This window comes from Leeuwenhoekiella sp. ZYFB001 (assembly GCF_011784865.1).
GTDB lineage: Bacteria > Bacteroidota > Bacteroidia > Flavobacteriales > Flavobacteriaceae > Leeuwenhoekiella > Leeuwenhoekiella palythoae.
This window is the reverse complement of the sequence record NZ_CP050460.1, coordinates 3,161,525-3,179,680: the sequence shown is the minus strand read 5'-3', so window position 1 is coordinate 3,179,680 and position 18,156 is coordinate 3,161,525. Positions and strand designations below refer to the sequence as shown.

The window sequence follows — 18,156 nt, the reverse complement described above, 5'->3', positions numbered from 1 at the left end:
GATAAAATAAAACGATGCCAAATATAATTGAAAACACCCTATTTTATGAGGAATTTGGGAATGGACCTGCGATGCTCTTACTTCACGGATTTTTAGAAAACCGAAAGATGTGGATGCCGTTTGTGCCTGAATTATCTAAGAAACATCGGTTGATTTTAATTGATTTGCCGGGGCATGGTAGAAGTGATGTTTTAAAGGGAGCGCAAAACTTAGCGCTAATGGCAGAAGAACTAAAAAAGCTAGTTGATCACCTTCAATTGAAAGATCTAAAATTCGTGGGACATTCTATGGGGGGTTATGTAGCCTTGGCCTACGCGCAACGGTTTCCGGAAGATATAAGCGGAATTTGTTTGCTCAATTCGACACCTAAAGCAGATACTGCCGAGCGCGTTGCATTGCGTGAACATGGAATTACAGTGGCCAGAAAGAACTATCACGCTTTAGTATCTATGTCAGTGGCTAACCTTTTTTCACAGCCTTTAAGAAGTCGGTTAACCGAAGCTATTCAGCTAACAAAGCAAGAAGCGCTACAGACTCCGCTTGAAGGTTATATCAATTCTCAAAAGGCGATGGCAATAAGAGACGATTCCACAGAATTCTGGAAAAACGGAAGTTTTAAAAAAATGATGATTTTAGGCGCTCAAGATACCTTGATTCGTGCTGAAGATTTGAAAAACGAGTTTACGGAATACGATGTGCAAATAGACGTTTTAGAGGGCGGCCATATGCTTACCATTGAAAATTTTAAGGGGGTATTGGCAATATTGAAGCAATTTTAAAGTTGTAAACCCGTATTGTTTCTTATAAAGTTCTGAATATGAGGCTAAAATTTTAACAGATTAAAGATTTACTGCTTCCATTTTAGGAATTTCTCAAAATAAATGGTGCATTGCAGAAAATAGGTCTTTTAAACGTATAAAAAATGCTTTTTAACGTTTATTTTGTTAAATTCGTCAAGCTAACTTCATAAAATTCCCTTAAAATGAATTTACAAAGCCCTACGAGAAATCCATTAAAGCGATTACGGTGTAAACTTTTTGGTCACAATTATAATTTATTGCGCCAGTATCAAACCAACAAAAAGGAATATGAATGCTCATGTTGTAAACAGCAATTTACAGAAGATGAGCACGGTTATCTAGCCCCATTAACCCCAAAATTGCGCCGCATTAATGAGGTTATGGAGAAGTTTTACCTCTTCAAGCACGCGCGTAGGCAGTCTGCTTAAAATAAATTATTCTTCATTTTTAAGTGCATTCCATCCTCTAGCTACAATAGGTATTGAGGTGTTTGCTCTCGTGATTAAATTCATTCCGTCGTGCTCCGGCGTCACGTGGCCGATCACTGTAAGGTGTGGGTTTCCTTTAATCTTATCGTAATCCTCCTGTTTAATGGTGAATAAGAGTTCGTAATCTTCACCACCACTCAAGGCTACCGTGGTGCTATCAAGTTCAAACTCCTCGCAAGTCTGAATGAGTTGCGGATCAAGTGGAATTTTCTCTTCATAAAGCCTGATTCCGGTCTTAGAGCTTTTACATAGATGAATAATTTCAGAAGAGAGTCCGTCGCTGATGTCGATCATAGAAGTAGGTTGCACGTCAATTTTCTTTAGAAGCTCTACGATGTCTTTACGGGCTTCCGGTTTTAATTGACGTTCTACCAAATAAGCGTAAGGTTCTAGATCAGGCTGCGCATTAGGATTAACTTTATATACTTGTTTTTCTCGCTCTAAAACCTGGAGTCCCATATACGAGGCGCCTAAATCACCTGAAACAACGAGCAGATCCCCATCTTTTGCGCCGCTTCTTTTCACGATCTGTTTTGGTTCGGCCTGGCCTAATGCGGTTACACTGATTAATAGTCCTGTTGTGCTTGATGTGGTGTCGCCACCTATTAGATCTACGTTGTAGATAGAGCAAGCGAGTTCAATTCCTGCGTAAAGTTCTTCAAGCGCTTCCAAAGGAAACCGATTAGATACTGCAATTGAAACGGTGATCTGAGTAGCTTCGGCATTCATAGCATAGACGTCAGATAAATTTACCATAACAGCCTTGTAGCCTAAATGTTTCAGCGGCATAAAGCTCAAATCAAAATGCACACCTTCAACCAGTAGATCAGTAGTGACTACAAGTTGGTTCTCCTTTGGGTCAATTACCGCGGCATCATCCCCAATGCCGGTTACGGTGCTTGATTGCTTGATTTTAAACGTTTGGGTAAGGTGATTTATTAAACCAAATTCTCCCAGATCGCTTAGTGAAGTGCGTGATTCATCTTTATTTTCAAACATAACAGTTTCTTTAAAAGCGCAAATTTAATGGGAATAAATCAAAAGCAAGCACGAGACTCCTTTAAATAATCTAAGTGCGTTTGTGTATTATTTTGATCTCACCGGGATTTAGATAGAAGTTTAACGTGATGTGCTGCCATGGCGAATTATATATATTTAGTCTATAAAAGCATAAAATAGTTTAATGTAAGGATGTATGGTAAAACCCTACTTAAATGGTATATTTGCAACAAGTAAAATGAATTATGATTAAAGTAAGTGAAAGCGCAAAAAAGAAGATAGCTGTTCTTATGACTGAGGATGGTTATGATCCTAGCACAGACTATGTTAGGGTTGGCGTGAAGAGTGGTGGATGCAGTGGCTTATCATATGATTTGAAATTCGATAAGAGTAAAGCTGAAGAAGACAAACTCTTTGAAGATAACAACATAAAGTTAATAGTAGATAAGCGCAGTTTTCTCTACTTGATTGGTACCACGCTTGAATATAGCGGCGGGTTAAATGGTAAGGGTTTTGTCTTTAATAACCCTAACGCACAACGTACCTGCGGTTGTGGAGAAAGTTTTTCATTGTAATTAGATTAAACCTGTTTTTATAACAGATTAGATAAAGTATATGGCGTACACAGAAGACGACTTAGAGAAAGAATTAGCCACCAAAGAATATAAATACGGCTTTTATACAGATATTGAATCTGAAACTTTTCCGGTTGGGCTTAACGAGGATATTGTGAGAGCGATTTCTAAGAAAAAAGAAGAGCCTGAATGGATGACCGAATGGCGTATTGAAGCTTTTAGGTATTGGCAAACGCTTGAGGAGCCAGAATGGGCGAATGTGCATTATGAGAAACCTGATTTTCAGAATATCTCTTACTATTCTGCACCTTCAAAAAAGCCTAAATACGATAGTCTAGATGAGGTGGATCCTGAATTGTTAGATACATTTAAACGTTTAGGTATTTCTATCGATGAGCAAAAGAAACTTGCCGGTGTGGCAGTTGATGTAGTTATGGATTCAGTTTCGGTAACTACTACTTTCAAGAAAACGCTGGCGGAAAAGGGAATTATTTTCTGTTCTATTTCTGAAGCGATTAAGGAACATCCTGAGCTGGTAAAGAAATACATTGGTACAGTAGTTCCTAAGAAAGATAACTTCTATGCTGCTTTAAATAGTGCTGTTTTTAGTGATGGTTCTTTCTGTTATATTCCTAAGGGCGTACGTTGCCCAATGGAGCTTTCAACGTATTTCAGAATTAACCAAGCAGGAACCGGTCAATTTGAACGTACACTTGTTGTTGCAGATGAAGGTAGTTATGTGAGTTATCTAGAAGGCTGTACCGCTCCATCTCGTGATGAGAATCAATTGCACGCTGCAGTTGTTGAATTGATTGCACTAGATGATGCGGAGATTAAATATTCTACTGTACAAAACTGGTATCCTGGTAACGATCAAGGAAAAGGTGGTGTTTACAATTTTGTGACCAAGCGCGGGCTTTGCGAAAAAAATGCGAAGATCTCTTGGACACAAGTAGAAACCGGTAGTGCTGTAACTTGGAAATATCCAAGTTGTGTGTTGAAAGGAGATAACTCGATTGGTGAATTTTATTCGATCGCGGTTACTAACAATTTTCAGCAGGCAGATACGGGTACCAAGATGATTCACTTAGGTAAGAACACGAAGAGCACGATCATTTCTAAGGGTATTTCGGCAGGGCAATCTCAAAACAGTTATCGCGGTTTGGTTCAAATCAATAGCAGAGCAGAAAATGCGCGTAACTTCTCGCAGTGTGATTCACTATTGATGGGGAATAAATGTGGTGCACATACCTTCCCGTATATCGAAGCTAAAAATAAATCGGCTAAAGTAGAGCACGAGGCAACTACCAGTAAAATTGGTGAAGACCAAATCTTTTACTGTAACCAACGTGGAATTGACACTGAAAAAGCAATTGCGTTGATCGTTAATGGTTTTAGTAAAGAAGTGCTAAACAAACTTCCGATGGAGTTTGCGGTAGAAGCTCAAAAATTATTGGAAATTTCACTCGAAGGTTCCGTAGGATAAAACAAAATAAGAACATCAGAAAAAGGCATTGATGCCCAAAGAATATAGAATATGTTAGAGATAAAAAATCTGAATGCAGGTATAGAAGATAAAGACATTCTAAAAGGAATTGATCTTAAAGTTAACGCAGGTGAAGTACACGCTATTATGGGGCCTAATGGGTCAGGTAAAAGTACATTGTCGTCTGTTATTGCCGGTAAAGAGGAATATGAGGTAAACGGCGGAGATATTATTTTTGAGGGTGAGTCTATGCTCGAGTTAGATGCTGAAGAGCGTGCGCATAAAGGTGTGTTCTTATCTTTTCAGTATCCGGTAGAGATCCCTGGAGTATCGGTTACCAATTTTATCAAAACAGCGATCAACGAAACGCGTAAAGCTAAAGGCCTTGAAGATATGCCGGCGAACGATATGCTAAAGATGATTCGTGAGAAATCTGAACTTTTAGAGATTGATCGTAAGTTTTTATCACGCTCATTAAACGAAGGTTTTTCGGGTGGAGAGAAAAAACGTAATGAGATCTTTCAGATGGCGATGTTAGAGCCAAAATTGGCTATTCTTGATGAGACTGATTCAGGATTAGATATTGATGCATTACGTATCGTTTCTAACGGTGTAAACAAACTACGCAGTAAAGACAATGCAGTAGTGGTGATTACGCACTATCAGCGTCTTCTAGAGTACATTGTTCCTGATTTTGTACACGTTTTAGTAGATGGAAAAATCGTAAAATCCGGCGGAAAAGAGTTAGCGCTTGAGTTAGAAGAAAAAGGATACGATTGGGTAAAAGCGGAGCTTACTGCTTAGAGCGTTCAAGTTTAAATACGCTTGAACATTAAAATGTATGAAGTTGTTAGAGTAAAAGTGACTTTTGACTTTTTCAACTTTGAATATTAAATTGAATTATGAGTTTAAAAGATAAATTATTATCATCATACTTGACTTTTCAAGAGAATACATCTTTTGATAACAGTATTCTTGATATTAAAGATCAGGCTATAAAGGTCTTTGAGGCGGAAGGTTTTCCGAGTAAAAAGGATGAGAACTGGAAGTATACTTCATTAAATTCAGTTACAAAGCCTCATTATAGCTTGGCAGCAACCGGTGATGATGCGATTGAATTTAAAGATGTAAAACAATATTTTTTAAATGATATTGACACCTTTAAGATCGTATTTATTGATGGTGTTTACAGTTCGTATCTTTCTGAAACTACACACGATGGTGTTGATGTTTGTCTCTTGAGTTCAGCGCTTACTAAGCCTAAGTTCAAGCAGGTTATTGATGTGTATTTTAATAAAATTGCCAAGAACGACAGTCTTACTGCTTTAAATACTGCTTTTGCTAAAGAGGGTGCTTACATCTATGTGCCTAAGAGTATGGCGGTAAACAAACCTATACAGATTGTGCATTTATCAACCGGTAATGAGGCAAATCTTATGCTTCAGCCGCGTAACTTGATTGTTGCTGAAGAGAATGCCGAAGTACAAGTGATTGAGCGTCACCAGAGTTTGAGTTCAAATGCTGTATTTACCAATTCTGTTACTGAAATTTATGCGGGTAAACACGCTCGTGTAGACTATTATAAGATCCAAAATGACAAAGAAAATGCGTCATTAATTGATAATACGCATATTGATCAGCAGGAGTCTAGTGAAGTATCAGTACATACCTTTTCTTTTGGTGGAAAGCTTACCCGTAATAATTTGAATTATTATCAGAATGGGGAGCACATCAATTCTATTCTAAAAGGGGTTACCATCATTGAAGATAAGCAGCACGTAGATCACAATACTTTAGTACACCACAAGCAGCCGAACTGTGAAAGTCATCAGGATTACAAAGGTATTTTTGATGATAAATCTACCGGAGTTTTCAATGGTAAGGTGGTTGTAGATGCTATTGCGCAGAAGATCAATGCATACCAATCTAATAATAACATTTTGGTTAGCGATAAAGCTTCGATCAACTCAAAACCTCAGTTGGAGATTTTTGCCGATGATGTTCGTTGTTCACACGGTTGTACCATTGGTCAGCTTGATGAAGATGCTTTATTCTATATGCGTACCCGCGGAATTGGTAAAAAAGAAGGTAGAGCATTATTGATGTATGCCTTTGCTAACAATGTTTTAGAAAGTGTAAAAATTCCACAGTTAAAAGCACGCATCACCAATCTTATTGCCGAAAAACTAGGCGTTAATATTGGTTTTGATCTCTAGACAAGACTTTTTTGTCTTGTAAGTAACTCGTCAAAAATTGTACATATGGCTACTGCTAGTATCACATCAACCTTAGATGTCTTAAGAATACGCGAAGATTTTCCTATTCTAAACCGAAAGGTTAACGGGCAGCCATTGGTTTATTTTGATAATGCTGCGACTTCTCAGACGCCGCAGCAAGTAATCGATGTGATCGTTGATTATTATTCAAACTATAATGCAAACATACACCGTGGGGTTCACGCGTTATCGCAAGAAGCTACTGATGCTTATGAGCAGGCGCGTATAAAATTGCAAAAGCATTTTAATATCCCTAACGCGTATCAAACGCTTTTTACTTCGGGGACCACACACGGGATCAACATTGTAGCTTCAGGGTTTGCTGAGATTTTAAAGGCGGGAGACGAGATTATTGTTTCGGCATTAGAGCATCACTCTAATATTGTACCGTGGCAAATGCTTTGCGAAAAAACCGGTGCGACGCTTAAAGTCATCCCAATGACTACAAGTGGCGAACTTGACATGGATGGGTTTGACGCCGTGCTTTCAGAGAAGACCAAATTGGTTTTTGTCAATCACGTGAGTAATGCTTTAGGAACTGTAAACCCTATTGACGAGATCATCACCAAAACCCACCAAGTGGGTGGAGCTGTTTTAGTTGATGGGGCGCAAGCTTCACCACATATCAAAGCAGATGTTCAAGCTTTGGATGTAGATTTTTACGTCGTTTCCGGGCATAAAATGTGCGGTCCTACAGGAATAGGAATGCTTTATGGAAAGGAAGAATGGCTTGAAAAACTTCCCCCGTATCAAGGAGGAGGGGAAATGATCGATCAGGTTACTTTTGAGAAAACTACTTATGCAGGATTACCTCATAAGTTTGAAGCGGGGACTCCCAATATTTGTGGCGGAATAGCTTTTGGTGCAGCCATTGATTACATGAATGCCATAGGTTTTGAGCATATTGCAGCTTATGAATACGAGTTGCTCACTTATGCAACACAAAAACTTAAAGAGATCGAAGGATTGCGCATCTATGGTGAATCTAAACATAAAACGGCTGTAATCTCATTCAATATTGGTGACATTCACCCGTATGATATCGGCACTATCTTAGACAAGTTGGGTATTGCGGTGCGTACTGGTCATCATTGTGCACAACCAATTATGGATTTCTACAAAATTCCCGGAACGGTTAGAGCTTCGTTTTCTTTCTACAACACTAAAGAGGAAATAGATATTTTTGTGAATGCAGTGCGCAAGGCAAAAAGTATGTTGGGCTAAATTTAACCTTTAGTCTGGTGCATATTTAAGCGATTACTAGTAATTTCACTCTTAAAACGTTAAGATATGAAAACATTTGCAGTGATGTTGCTTCTAGTATTTGTAAGTTTTAGTGCTTGTAAATCAACCGATAAGAAAATTAAAGGACCTAAAGGAGAATATATTGTAGCCTCTATCAAAAAAGATACGGTTGCAGGGAAAGAGATTCAATTGATCTTTGATGAAGAAAAAGGTCAAGTGAGTGGTAAAGCCGTTTGTAACTCCTATAGCGCCACTTATGTGGTTAGCGGAAATAATATTAAGTTTTCGCCGGCAGTGTCGACTAAGATGATGTGCCCTGAAGGAACTTCTATTGAATATAATTTTTTTCAGGCTTTATTAAATGCGAAAACCTTTAGTCTTAAGAGCAATAAATTAAGTCTTTTAGATGCTGAAGAGCAACCTATATTGATTGCAAAATAAGTTTAAACACCTATGAGTAGTATTCAAGATATACAACAAGAGATTATTGAAGAGTTTGAAATGTTTGACGACTGGATGCAGCGTTATGAATATATGATCGAGTTGGGAAAATCACTGCCGCTGATAGATGAAAAATACAAAACCGAAGAATATATCATTAAAGGATGTCAAAGTAAGGTTTGGGTCCACGCAGATTTAAAGGATGATAAAATAGAATTTACGGCAGATAGTGATGCGATCATCACAAAAGGGATCATCGCTATTTTAATTCGTTCTTTTTCTGGCCAGCCGCCGCAAGCGATTTTAGATGCTGATACTTCTTTCATTGATAAGATCGGGTTAAAAGAACACTTGTCGCCAACGCGTGCTAACGGTTTGGTGAGTATGATCAAGCAGATAAAATTATACGCAGTGGCCTATCAGGCAAAAGCAGAATCCTGATGCATTGGGAAAACGCTTTAACATTAACCGGCGGGATTTGCGGACTCGTGTTTGTTGTCGTTGGAATTTTAATGTACCGTTTTCCACCTAAAAAGATCAACCATTTTTACGGGTATCGAACTTCAAAATCCATGAAATCTCAAGACCGGTGGGATTTTGCGCAAAAGTTCTCTTCTGTAAAAATGATTAAGGCTGTGGTTGCGTTACTCATATTGGCCGTTTTGGGAGCTTTTGTCAATTTAGATTTTAACCCGAAGGTTCAAATGTTCTTAACCCTATTGTTGATTATAGGTTCCGTTATATATTTACTTTTAGGCACCGAAAAAGCCTTAGACAAACGATTTAAAGAATAATACCATGAGCGATACAAAAGAAATAGACACTCAAGAATTGGGAGAGAAAGTAGTACGTGTGCTTAAAACGATCTATGACCCAGAGATTCCTGTAGATATTTATGAGTTAGGATTGATCTATGATGTTTTTGTTAATGAAGATTACGAGACTAAGATCTTGATGACTTTAACAACGCCTAACTGTCCGGTGGCAGAAACTTTACCGGTTGAAGTTGAAGAAAAAGTAAAGACTATTGACATGGTTAAAGATTGTGAGGTTGAAATTACTTTTGATCCGCCGTGGAGTCAGGATTTGATGAGTGATGAAGCAAAGCTAGAATTAGGCCTGCTTTAAAACCTAATAGCTATGGAAGAAATCATAAACAGAGTCGCAAACAGTAAGCTTAAAACCTTTGATCTTGAAGATCTTTATCCTTCAGGACGCAGAGCGACAGTAGATATCTCGCAGTGGCTGTTAGAAGGATTTATTCTGAGAGAAAAAGAATTTAGAGCAAGTCTTAAGGATTATGACTGGTCTGCTTATGAACATGCTTTTGTTGCGCTGCATTGCAGCACAGATGCAATCGTGCCGGCTTGGGCGTATATGTTAGTGACTACTTATCTTCAGCCGGTTGCAAAAAAAGTGATTGTAGGTACGCTAGAAGACCTTGAATGTTTGTTATATACTGAGATCATTGCTGAATTAGATGTAGCTCCTTACGAGAACCAACTGGTGATCGTTAAAGGTTGTTCTAATAAACCGGTGCCTCAAAATGCTTATATATTGCTTACGCAAAAACTACAAAAAGTAGCTAAAAGCCTGATGTTTGGAGAGGCATGCTCTTCAGTACCGCTTTATAAAGCAAAATAACTAATTTACGGTTTTAGTCTTTTTTCTCAAATATAGTGACCACCTATGTTTTTTGGGTGAAGTATCTTTGCTTCAAATCTGAAAAATCAGCACTATGAGAAAATTATTATTCCTATTCTTTTTAGCCTGCTCTGTAAGCGGAGTAGTTGCTCAGGAGAAAACAGAACAAGAGCTTAAAGAAGAGATCGCTCCTAAAAAAGCCGAAATCGCAAAACTGCAAAAAGAAGTCAACGCACTGCAATCGCAAATTGACAATCTTCCGGGTTGGAAATTTGGTGCTTTCGGTACTATTGGTGCTAATTTCAGCTGGTTCAATAGTTGGTACTCTCAGGGAAATCCTAATGTATCTTCGGCAACAATTGGTGCAACTGTAAATGCTTTCGCCAATAAAAAAGATGAAAAGTATTTCTGGAGAAATGCAATGAATCTCAATTTGGGTTGGGTAAAGTTTGATGATCGCGACGATCCGGACGATGATGATAGCTTCCGCAACGCGACAGATGTATTTAATATCAGTTCGCTATACGGTTACAAGTTAAGTGAAAAACTAGCAGTATCAGGTCTTGGTGAATATAGAACCACAATTCTTGACAACTTTAATGATCCCGGTTATCTAGACTTGGGTGTCGGTATGACGTGGACACCGATCACTAATCTTACGGTAGTTGTACATCCTATCAACTACAACTTTGTGTTTAGCGATGAAGACACCATTTTTGAATCCTCTTTAGGGGCAAAGATTGTGGCAGATTATACGCGTCAGATTGGTAAGATTGCATTCAAGTCTAACCTTTCTGCATTTCAAAGCTACAAGAGTAGTAATTATTCAAACTTCACTTGGATCAACTCGTTCAACTATAAATTGTTTGGCAAAGTTGGTGTAGGTTTTGAGTTTGGTTTAAGAGGAAACAAACAAGAAAACCTAGATTACGCATTAGGAGAATATGTTGACAACGGAAGCACAGGTACAGAGCCTACGTTTGACAACTTAGACAGCCAACTTCAATCTTATTATCTATTAGGATTGACCTATGCATTCTAAAAAGCATTCTATTGTATAAAAAAACCCGATGCAGAAAGCATCGGGTTTTTTTATTTAAAATCTAAAATACGCTATTCTTCTTCGCCGTAAGCGTCGTACTCAGGATATAAGAAGTTATTATAAGGGAAACGCGTAATGTGAATTTCACGAACGCGATCGTAAACCTTTTTGCGGAAAGCTTCCATATTATCTTTATTTAATGCCGAAATAAAAATAGCATCGCCATCTACACGGGACATCCATGTACGTTCCCATTCCTCGAGCGTAAAATGCTCTTCGGTACGTTCGGTAACTAAATCATCTTCATCAATGGTTTTATGCGTGTATTGATCTATTTTATTAAAGACCATCAGCATCGGCTTGTCTGAACCACCTATCTCATCCATAATTTGGTTAACCGAAGCGATATGATCTTCAAACTGTGGGTGTGAGATATCGACAACGTGCAGTAACAAATCGGCTTCGCGCACCTCATCTAAGGTACTTTTAAAGGATTCTACCAGCTGCGTAGGCAGTTTTCTAATAAACCCAACCGTATCACTCAGTAAAAACGGAAGGTTGCGAATGACCACTTTTCTCACGGTAGTATCCAGCGTAGCAAAAAGCTTATTTTCTGCGAAAACTTCACTTTTGCTTATCGTGTTCATCAATGTAGATTTCCCAACATTAGTGTATCCTACCAAAGCGACACGCACTAAAGCGCCGCGGTTACCTCGTTGTATCGCTTGCTGCTTATCTATCTTTTCGAGTTTCTTTTTAAGTAACGAAATACGATCACGCACAATACGACGGTCGGTTTCAATTTCGGTTTCACCCGGTCCGCGCATCCCGATACCTCCTCGTTGACGCTCAAGGTGCGTCCACATCCCCGCAAGGCGTGGCAGCAAATATTCATATTGCGCCAGCTCTACTTGAGTACGCGCATAACTCGTTTGTGCGCGTTGCGCAAAAATATCAAGGATCAGGTTGGTTCGGTCAATGACCTTACACTTTAAGATCTTTTCAATATTCTTCTGCTGGGCAGGGCTCAATTCATCATCAAAAATTGCAGTTCCTATTTCATACTGGTCTACATACGCTCGTACTTCTTCCATCTTCCCGGTACCAATAAATGTTTTGGGATTAGGTGTATCCATCTTTTGGGTAAAGCGTTTGAGAACTTCGCCACCTGCCGTGTACGCAAGAAACTCGAGTTCGTCAAGATATTCCGTCGCTTTCTCCTCGTCCTGAAACTGTGTAATTAAACCGATCAATACGGTTTTTTCATATTCTATTTTAGTCTCTTCAATCATAAATAAAAGTAAGCTGCAAAGATACGGATTTAGAAGCTAAATTTATTTTGTGTAGCTTTAATCAAGATGCTGAAAATCAATATACTTTTATTCCTACTGCTATTTTGTGCTGGTTTTAATACCAAAGCTCAGAAAAACAACTCTGGTGTCGCTGTTTATAGGGTTTATCCTAATATGAAGCGAGTGGAAGCTTTATCCCCAAAAAATAACATCTATGCAGAAATAAAGGATGCTTTAAAGCATCTGGATCAATTGCAGTACAAGCTGTATTTTAATACGGAAATAGCCTATTATGACATAGAAAAACAGCTGGCTAATGAACGTCATCCTGCAGTTCAAAATGCAGCAAAACTAGCTCGGAACACGCCATTCTATACACTTCAGCCTTCTGGCGAATCCTTCAATAAAATAGAATTTATGGGGGATGATTATCTTATTGCGCAGAAGTGTTCAGATTATGCTTGGGAGATTCAGCAGGAAACCAAAATAATTCAAGGGTATACGTGTCATAAAGCAACAAGTATTATTGAAGGGCCCAATGAAGAAGCGCTTGAAATTATCGCTTATTTCTGTCCACAACTATCTTTTAATTATGGTCCTAAAGGATATTGCGGATTGCCGGGAATGATTTTGTATCTGGAAGATCATCTTGTGATCTATGAGATGACCAAGCTGCAATTGGAACCCATCGATGCTATTGTATTTGAAAGAAATGGGATTGTAAAAACAAGAGAAGGTTTTAGCAAATATGTAGATTCACTAGCAACGGCAACTTTTGGATGGCGAAAAAACTAAACTATACGTATTTAAATGAAAGCACTTTTAATAATTTTTAGTCATTTTTGTGTGCTTTGTGGGCTCAGACCGAAGCCTATTTAGAGGTTATATTTAATGCTGAGCGCATTACGCCAATAGATTACGCTAAGATCACAAATTTGATGATCATTGTGAAAAAATTAGGATATAATGTGCTTTATATTAATCTTTTGACTAAATTCAACTAATTATTTAGTTTTTAAAGGTGTTTTCTATGAAAAATAAGTATTGCATTTACTTGCTACTTGTACTACCGTTCTTGAGCGTTGCTCAAACTCTTCAAGGTAGCGTGATCTATAAAAAAGAACCAGTGGCTAGTGAGAAGCATACTGGGACAATAGTTTTTGTAAGTAACAAACCGATAAAAAGTGCCTATGATGCGCTACGGTACGAACTTAAATTTAATACTAAGGAAGCGCTTTTTAGTATGATTGATAATATGGAACGCGATGACAATAGGTTTAATAGCTATGTGTTTCGTTCAGGAGGTGGGAATGGAACATATTATACATCTTTAGATTGTAATTATTCAATACGTCAAGTTGAATACATAGGCGAATTGTTTTTAGTAAAAATGGATCATCCTACGTTTACTATTACCAATGAAACAAAAATAATTGGTAATTATGAGTGTAGACAAGCTATTGTCACGGGTATTAATAAAGCTCCCAATAAAGACTTAAAAGATACGAGGTATACCTATTCTGTATGGTTTACACCTGATATACCTGTTGCATTGGGGCCCATTCATTTTGATGGTTTTCCGGGCTTAGTATTACAGGTAGATCTTGGTCCCATACGTTGGACCGCAACAGAATTAAATCTTAGTACAGAAGACGATATCATAATAGAAAAACCAGTTAAAGGAATTCCTATTGCACAGAAAGATCTTGGAAGTACTACAAGGAAAATGCTTCACGCCATGGGGGCTTCTATTGAAAAATAGTCACACCGATAAAATACTAATACTTTTCGCGTTTTATGCTTAACTAAATAGTAGTCAATATTGACATTTATCAGGTTGAATGATTTGAAGTTTACCATTTTCACACTATTTATAATAGGTTTATCCTTTTGCCATGCCCAAAACACACAGCTTTCCGGGAGTGTAAAAGATACTCTAGATCAGCCGCTGCCCAATGCTAATATTTTAGCATTTCCACAAGAAAGCGGTTTTCAGACCCGGTTTGCGATCTCGAGTCCGCAAGGGCTTTACAAGTTGCAATTAGAACGTAATGTTTCCTATAGGGTTGAAGTAAGTTATATGGGGTTTGCTAAAATCTCAGACACTATCAGTTTGAGTGAGGACACGGTTCGCGATTTCAAAATGAAACCCTTGAGCGATCAATTGGGGGAGATAGTGATCAAGCAGCGCTTGGCGGTAAAAGTACGTGAAGATACCATCACCTACCGCACCGATAATTTTGTAACCGGCGAGGAGCGCAAACTGCGGGATATTCTTAAAAAGCTGCCCGGGGTGGAGATAGACCGCGACGGTAATGCAACCGTTAATGGTAAAGAGGTGACCAAGCTTATGGTCGAGGGGAAAGATTTTTTTACCGGCGACGAGAAATTAGGCGTCAATAACATTCCCGCAGATGCTGTTGATGAAGTTGAAGCCATTGATAATTATAACGAAGTTGCCTTTTTAAAGGGTTTAAGTGATAGCGATAAGATGGTGCTTAATATAAAGCTTAAAGAAGGTAAGAAGAAGTTTGCTTTTGGAGATATTGAAGTTGGTGGCGGACTTGAAGATCGGTATTTGATACACCCCAATCTGTTTTATTATTCTGCAAAAACGGCGGTAAATGCTATTGGTGATTTTATCAACATCGGCCAAAAGTCATTTACCTTGAGTGATTACATCAATTTTGAAGGCGGTTTTAGTTTGTTGAGTAAAGATCCTTCCGCTTATTTCAACTTGGGCAATGATGATTTCGCACAGTTTTTAAATAACGATGATTTTGTTTACAACAAAAATGAGTTTGGAGCTTTCAGTATATCACAGGAGCTGAGCAAATCTACAAACATTGATGCCTATTCTATTGTTTCTAACGGAAAGCTCGAAGCTCGTAATGAGAGTGATTTCACCTATTTAACAGGCGAGCAGCAAGAAGAAAACCGAACCACTACAACCAATAATAATCTATTGTTTACGCTTAATAAGCTGCGTTTGCGCTACATCCCAGACAGTGGCACCGATCTTTATGCAGCAAGCTATTTGAAAACAAGTAAAGGCGACGGCCTGAATCATGTGTTGTCTCAAACGCCCGATCAAAACACCTTTGTAGATACCCAGACACAGCCACAGTCTTTAGACTTTAAAACCGAATTGAGTTTTAATCGCCAATTCTCGTACAAACACACCAGTACGGTTGAAGCAGCTGTGCAGTATAGTCAAAATAATAATGATCGTGACTGGCTTTTTAATCGCCCTGTGTTTTCAGGAGTCATTCCCTTTAATGCGGAAGATGACACCTATAATTTAGTCCAGACCACACGTTCCAGAAATTATGATTTTAATATCAATGCTAAGCATTATTGGGTTCTGCACCGCTTTCATCATATTTATCCCGAAGTCGGTATCAATGTGACGCATCAAAATTATACGACGTTAGACACTCAACGATTAAATGACGGTAGTCGTTTAGATTTTACAAGTAGCGGCTTTAATAATGATTTGTTCTTTAAACTGAGCGATAGCTATTTTGGGTTTCAGTATAAGGCCAAAGCGGACGATGTTATCTTCAAACCGGGCTTGTTTTATCATTATTATTCGTGGTCGGTAGACCAATTTGAAACCCAGGAAGTAGGCAAAGGAAAACCTGTTTTATTGCCGGAATTGCTGGTCGAATGGGAAATAAGCAGTGGCGAAAAATTACGGTTGAAGTACAACAGACTTTCCCAGTTTGGTAATGCCTCGCAATTGGCAAATCGCTTGCGTCTGAGCAGTTTCAACGGATTGTTTAGTGGTAATGAAAACCTCGAAAATCAGTTGTCTCACAGTGCTTCCTTGTTTTACTCGAAGTTCAGTCTCTACCGCGGAATTTTTATGAATGCTGGATTGAGTTATAGGCATACAGAAGACGCGATACGTAACACCACCCAAATTGAAGGAATAGACCAGATCAACACCTTGATCTACACAGATCTCCCGGAAAACAGTTATGGCACCAATGCGTCATTTTCTAAAAAAATTAGCGACTATCGCTTTACACTAGGAGGAAATTTGAATCTTTCAGACTATTCAAGAATCATCAACAATGCGACGCTTGCCTACAATTCGGTAAACTACGGCTATAACTTTAAAACTGAAACCTCTTTTGATACTTGGCCAAATTTAGAAACCGGGCTGAGACATAGCTTCAGTGATTTCAGTTCAGATAGTTTTGAGAGTACTTTTCAACGCATCACTCCATTTGCTTATCTCGATTATGACTTTCTAGAGGACTTCATTTTAAAAGCCAGTTATGAGTTTACCTATTATGAAAACAAAGCCCAAAACCAGATTAATCATTTTCAGGAAGCCGGGGCAAGTTTGTTTTATCAAAAGGAGGGAAGTGCCTGGGGCTTTGAGCTAGAAGCACAAAATATTTTTGACATTCGCTTTCGCGCGAGCAATTTTTTTAGTCAATTCCTAATTACAGATCAGCGCACCTTTATTCAGCCAAGAACCCTTATTTTTAAAGTGACTTATAAACTTTAAAAGACCGGCGCCGCTATCAAAACAAAAATGCCCCAAACCAAACTTACCCTTGCCTTTTACAATCTTGAAAATCTTTTTGATACCCTAAAGGACCCCAATATTCTGGATGCTGATTTTACGCCGCACGGCGATCTCAAATGGAATCACGAGCGGTACACGCAAAAGTTAAACGGACTCGCAAAAACGATTGCTCAAGTGGGCAAAGCGGAAACAGGACAAGCGCCTGCACTTATTGGCGTGGCCGAAGTTGAAAATAAAAAAGTGCTCAACGATCTTTTACAAACCGAAGCGTTACATACATTGAATTATGATTTTGTACATCACAATTCACCGGATGAGCGCGGTATTGATACGGCGTTACTATATGATAAAAACCGCTTTGAAGTTATCGAAAGCAGGAGCTATTCTTTACATCTTCAAACGGCCCAAGGTGTACGCGATTTTACGCGCGATATCCTTTATGTAGAAGGAAAACTCGCCGGTGTACCTGTTTTTGTTTTGGTCAATCACTGGCCATCACGGGGAGAAGGTGTGGCAATTTCTGAACCCAAACGTATTGCTGCTGCTGAGCGTAACCGTGAAATCATTCGAGATATTCAGTCACGCGATCCTGAAGCGCGTATCATTATAATGGGAGATTTTAACGACGATCCGCAGAGTATTGCGGTGCGCGATCATCTGGTGTCCACCGATTTTTACAACCCTATGGTCTTTTTATTAACTCGTTATGCAGGCTCCTTAACCCATCGTGGCGATTGGTATTTGTTTGATCAGATCATCTTGTCGCCCAACTGGATGAAAGCCTATGACAATCCCCTAGAGTATGATAAATCTGAAATCTATAATCCTGAGTATTTAAAAGAGCAGGAGGGGAAATACCGCGGGAATCCGTTACGCACCTATGCCGGTGATAAGTATTTGGGCGGCTTAAGCGATCACTTTCCGGTGTATACGATTTTTAAAGTGGAAGATTAGTCCGGTTTTTTTGGAGAATCTTTTTTCTTGGTATTTTTCTTCTTTTCCCCGTCTTTTTTAAGGGCCGGTTTACCGGCTTTCTTTTCGGGCATAGGGCCGCGCATATGAATAACGAGTCCGTTGAGGAAATTCCGAAGAAATTGATCTCCACATTCTACATATTTAGGATGGTTTTCATTTCTGAAAATAGCACCCAATTCACTCTTGGTCACTGCAAAATCTACTAACGCACATATTTTTACAATATCGTCATCACGCAGTTTTAGCGCTACACGTAATTTTTTAAAGATGTCGTTGTTAGATAAAGCCATAGTAGAAAATTAGAGGGTAAAGTTAGAAATAAAAAACGCTTCAGAACTACTGAAGCGTTT

The 18,156-nt window shown here is 38.7% G+C and carries 20 protein-coding genes; 17 read left to right on the top strand and 3 right to left on the bottom strand.

Annotated elements, in window-relative coordinates; all coding sequences use genetic code 11:
• Positions 1 to 14: 14 nt before the first annotated feature.
• Together HCN54_RS13740 and HCN54_RS13735 are read left to right on the top strand one after the other, a co-directional pair.
• Positions 15 to 779 (top strand): alpha/beta fold hydrolase, encoded by a 765-nt coding sequence (locus HCN54_RS13740; RefSeq protein WP_167598228.1) that lies wholly within the window; start codon positions 15 to 17, stop codon positions 777 to 779.
• Between the two features lie 203 nt (positions 780 to 982).
• A complete protein-coding gene (locus HCN54_RS13735) occupies positions 983 to 1,228 on the top strand; it encodes a hypothetical protein (RefSeq protein WP_072982926.1) in 246 nt (81 codons plus the stop codon).
• A 6-nt stretch (positions 1,229 to 1,234) separates the two neighbouring features.
• Here the strand turns inward: HCN54_RS13735 and thiL are convergent, their stop codons facing one another.
• A complete protein-coding gene (gene thiL, locus HCN54_RS13730; protein WP_167598227.1) occupies positions 1,235 to 2,287 on the bottom strand; it encodes a thiamine-phosphate kinase in 1,053 nt (350 codons plus the stop codon).
• A gap of 245 nt (positions 2,288 to 2,532) precedes the next feature.
• On the opposite strand from thiL, the gene HCN54_RS13725 reads away from it, so the two are divergent.
• From HCN54_RS13725 to HCN54_RS13675, 11 genes are all read left to right on the top strand, one after another.
• Positions 2,533 to 2,862, top strand: coding sequence for a HesB/IscA family protein (locus HCN54_RS13725; protein WP_072982930.1), 330 nt, complete (start codon positions 2,533 to 2,535; stop codon positions 2,860 to 2,862).
• A gap of 40 nt (positions 2,863 to 2,902) precedes the next feature.
• On the top strand, positions 2,903 to 4,348 hold the full coding sequence (gene sufB / locus HCN54_RS13720) for a Fe-S cluster assembly protein SufB (protein ID WP_167598226.1): 1,446 nt from the start codon (positions 2,903 to 2,905) through the stop codon (positions 4,346 to 4,348).
• A 51-nt stretch (positions 4,349 to 4,399) separates the two neighbouring features.
• On the top strand, positions 4,400 to 5,152 hold the full coding sequence (gene sufC, locus HCN54_RS13715) for a Fe-S cluster assembly ATPase SufC (RefSeq protein WP_167598225.1): 753 nt from the start codon (positions 4,400 to 4,402) through the stop codon (positions 5,150 to 5,152).
• Between the two features lie 98 nt (positions 5,153 to 5,250).
• Positions 5,251 to 6,564: a Fe-S cluster assembly protein SufD gene (gene sufD, locus HCN54_RS13710; RefSeq protein WP_167598224.1), complete on the top strand. Its 1,314-nt coding sequence runs from the start codon at positions 5,251 to 5,253 to the stop codon at positions 6,562 to 6,564.
• A gap of 45 nt (positions 6,565 to 6,609) precedes the next feature.
• A complete protein-coding gene (locus HCN54_RS13705) occupies positions 6,610 to 7,848 on the top strand; it encodes an aminotransferase class V-fold PLP-dependent enzyme (protein ID WP_167598223.1) in 1,239 nt (412 codons plus the stop codon).
• A gap of 66 nt (positions 7,849 to 7,914) precedes the next feature.
• Positions 7,915 to 8,310, top strand: coding sequence for an META domain-containing protein (locus HCN54_RS13700; RefSeq protein ID WP_167598222.1), 396 nt, complete (start codon positions 7,915 to 7,917; stop codon positions 8,308 to 8,310).
• Between the two features lie 12 nt (positions 8,311 to 8,322).
• Positions 8,323 to 8,751, top strand: coding sequence for a SufE family protein (locus HCN54_RS13695; RefSeq protein WP_072982940.1), 429 nt, complete (start codon positions 8,323 to 8,325; stop codon positions 8,749 to 8,751).
• Entirely contained in the window at positions 8,751 to 9,104 is a 354-nt protein-coding gene (locus HCN54_RS13690) for an SdpI family protein (RefSeq protein WP_167598221.1), read from the top strand. Before HCN54_RS13695 ends, HCN54_RS13690 begins: the two co-directional genes overlap by 1 nt.
• A gap of 4 nt (positions 9,105 to 9,108) precedes the next feature.
• Positions 9,109 to 9,438, top strand: coding sequence for a DUF59 domain-containing protein (locus HCN54_RS13685; protein ID WP_167598220.1), 330 nt, complete (start codon positions 9,109 to 9,111; stop codon positions 9,436 to 9,438).
• A 12-nt stretch (positions 9,439 to 9,450) separates the two neighbouring features.
• The gene (locus tag HCN54_RS13680; RefSeq protein WP_167598219.1) at positions 9,451 to 9,954 is read left to right on the top strand and encodes a DUF2480 family protein; all 504 of its coding nucleotides are present in this window, start codon (positions 9,451 to 9,453) and stop codon (positions 9,952 to 9,954) included.
• A gap of 94 nt (positions 9,955 to 10,048) precedes the next feature.
• Positions 10,049 to 10,996 carry a DUF3078 domain-containing protein gene (locus HCN54_RS13675; RefSeq protein WP_072982946.1) on the top strand — a complete coding sequence of 316 codons (948 nt, stop codon included), beginning with the start codon at positions 10,049 to 10,051 and terminating at the stop codon, positions 10,994 to 10,996.
• 71 nt (positions 10,997 to 11,067) lie between these two features.
• On the opposite strand, the gene hflX is transcribed toward HCN54_RS13675, so the two are convergent.
• On the bottom strand, positions 11,068 to 12,288 hold the full coding sequence (gene hflX, locus HCN54_RS13670) for a GTPase HflX (protein WP_072982948.1): 1,221 nt from the start codon (positions 12,286 to 12,288) through the stop codon (positions 11,068 to 11,070).
• A 66-nt stretch (positions 12,289 to 12,354) separates the two neighbouring features.
• Here hflX and HCN54_RS13665 point away from each other — a divergent pair, with 66 nt between their 5' ends.
• The 4 genes from HCN54_RS13665 to HCN54_RS13650 all read left to right on the top strand — a co-directional run bounded on the left by HCN54_RS13665 (position 12,355) and on the right by HCN54_RS13650 (position 17,785).
• Positions 12,355 to 13,083 carry a GLPGLI family protein gene (locus tag HCN54_RS13665; protein ID WP_167598218.1) on the top strand — a complete coding sequence of 243 codons (729 nt, stop codon included), beginning with the start codon at positions 12,355 to 12,357 and terminating at the stop codon, positions 13,081 to 13,083.
• Between the two features lie 235 nt (positions 13,084 to 13,318).
• Positions 13,319 to 14,050, top strand: coding sequence for a GLPGLI family protein (locus tag HCN54_RS13660; RefSeq protein WP_410503571.1), 732 nt, complete (start codon positions 13,319 to 13,321; stop codon positions 14,048 to 14,050).
• Positions 14,051 to 14,134: 84 nt separating this feature from the next.
• Positions 14,135 to 16,810 carry a TonB-dependent receptor gene (locus HCN54_RS13655; RefSeq protein ID WP_240924891.1) on the top strand — a complete coding sequence of 892 codons (2,676 nt, stop codon included), beginning with the start codon at positions 14,135 to 14,137 and terminating at the stop codon, positions 16,808 to 16,810.
• 27 nt (positions 16,811 to 16,837) lie between these two features.
• Positions 16,838 to 17,785, top strand: a complete 948-nt coding sequence (locus tag HCN54_RS13650) for an endonuclease (protein WP_167598216.1) — start codon at positions 16,838 to 16,840, stop codon at positions 17,783 to 17,785.
• On the opposite strand, the gene HCN54_RS13645 is transcribed toward HCN54_RS13650, so the two are convergent.
• On the bottom strand, positions 17,782 to 18,096 hold the full coding sequence (locus tag HCN54_RS13645) for a DUF1456 family protein (RefSeq protein ID WP_167598215.1): 315 nt from the start codon (positions 18,094 to 18,096) through the stop codon (positions 17,782 to 17,784). The two genes, HCN54_RS13650 and HCN54_RS13645, sit on opposite strands and share 4 nt — an antisense overlap.
• Between the last annotated feature and the right edge of the window lie 60 nt (positions 18,097 to 18,156).

Coding starts and splice junctions, on each gene's coding strand:
- hflX (WP_072982948.1), bottom strand. CDS start 12,288: ATGATTGAAGAGACTAAAATAGAATATGAAAAAACCGTATTGATCGGT.
- HCN54_RS13695 (WP_072982940.1), top strand. CDS start 8,323: ATGAGTAGTATTCAAGATATACAACAAGAGATTATTGAAGAGTTTGAA.
- HCN54_RS13645 (WP_167598215.1), bottom strand. CDS start 18,096: ATGGCTTTATCTAACAACGACATCTTTAAAAAATTACGTGTAGCGCTA.
- HCN54_RS13675 (WP_072982946.1), top strand. CDS start 10,049: ATGAGAAAATTATTATTCCTATTCTTTTTAGCCTGCTCTGTAAGCGGA.
- HCN54_RS13725 (WP_072982930.1), top strand. CDS start 2,533: ATGATTAAAGTAAGTGAAAGCGCAAAAAAGAAGATAGCTGTTCTTATG.
- HCN54_RS13685 (WP_167598220.1), top strand. CDS start 9,109: ATGAGCGATACAAAAGAAATAGACACTCAAGAATTGGGAGAGAAAGTA.
- HCN54_RS13660 (WP_410503571.1), top strand. CDS start 13,319: ATGAAAAATAAGTATTGCATTTACTTGCTACTTGTACTACCGTTCTTG.
- HCN54_RS13690 (WP_167598221.1), top strand. CDS start 8,751: ATGCATTGGGAAAACGCTTTAACATTAACCGGCGGGATTTGCGGACTC.
- sufB (WP_167598226.1), top strand. CDS start 2,903: ATGGCGTACACAGAAGACGACTTAGAGAAAGAATTAGCCACCAAAGAA.
- HCN54_RS13650 (WP_167598216.1), top strand. CDS start 16,838: ATGCCCCAAACCAAACTTACCCTTGCCTTTTACAATCTTGAAAATCTT.
- HCN54_RS13705 (WP_167598223.1), top strand. CDS start 6,610: ATGGCTACTGCTAGTATCACATCAACCTTAGATGTCTTAAGAATACGC.
- HCN54_RS13665 (WP_167598218.1), top strand. CDS start 12,355: ATGCTGAAAATCAATATACTTTTATTCCTACTGCTATTTTGTGCTGGT.
- HCN54_RS13740 (WP_167598228.1), top strand. CDS start 15: ATGCCAAATATAATTGAAAACACCCTATTTTATGAGGAATTTGGGAAT.
- HCN54_RS13680 (WP_167598219.1), top strand. CDS start 9,451: ATGGAAGAAATCATAAACAGAGTCGCAAACAGTAAGCTTAAAACCTTT.
- sufD (WP_167598224.1), top strand. CDS start 5,251: ATGAGTTTAAAAGATAAATTATTATCATCATACTTGACTTTTCAAGAG.
- sufC (WP_167598225.1), top strand. CDS start 4,400: ATGTTAGAGATAAAAAATCTGAATGCAGGTATAGAAGATAAAGACATT.
- HCN54_RS13735 (WP_072982926.1), top strand. CDS start 983: ATGAATTTACAAAGCCCTACGAGAAATCCATTAAAGCGATTACGGTGT.
- HCN54_RS13700 (WP_167598222.1), top strand. CDS start 7,915: ATGAAAACATTTGCAGTGATGTTGCTTCTAGTATTTGTAAGTTTTAGT.
- thiL (WP_167598227.1), bottom strand. CDS start 2,287: ATGTTTGAAAATAAAGATGAATCACGCACTTCACTAAGCGATCTGGGA.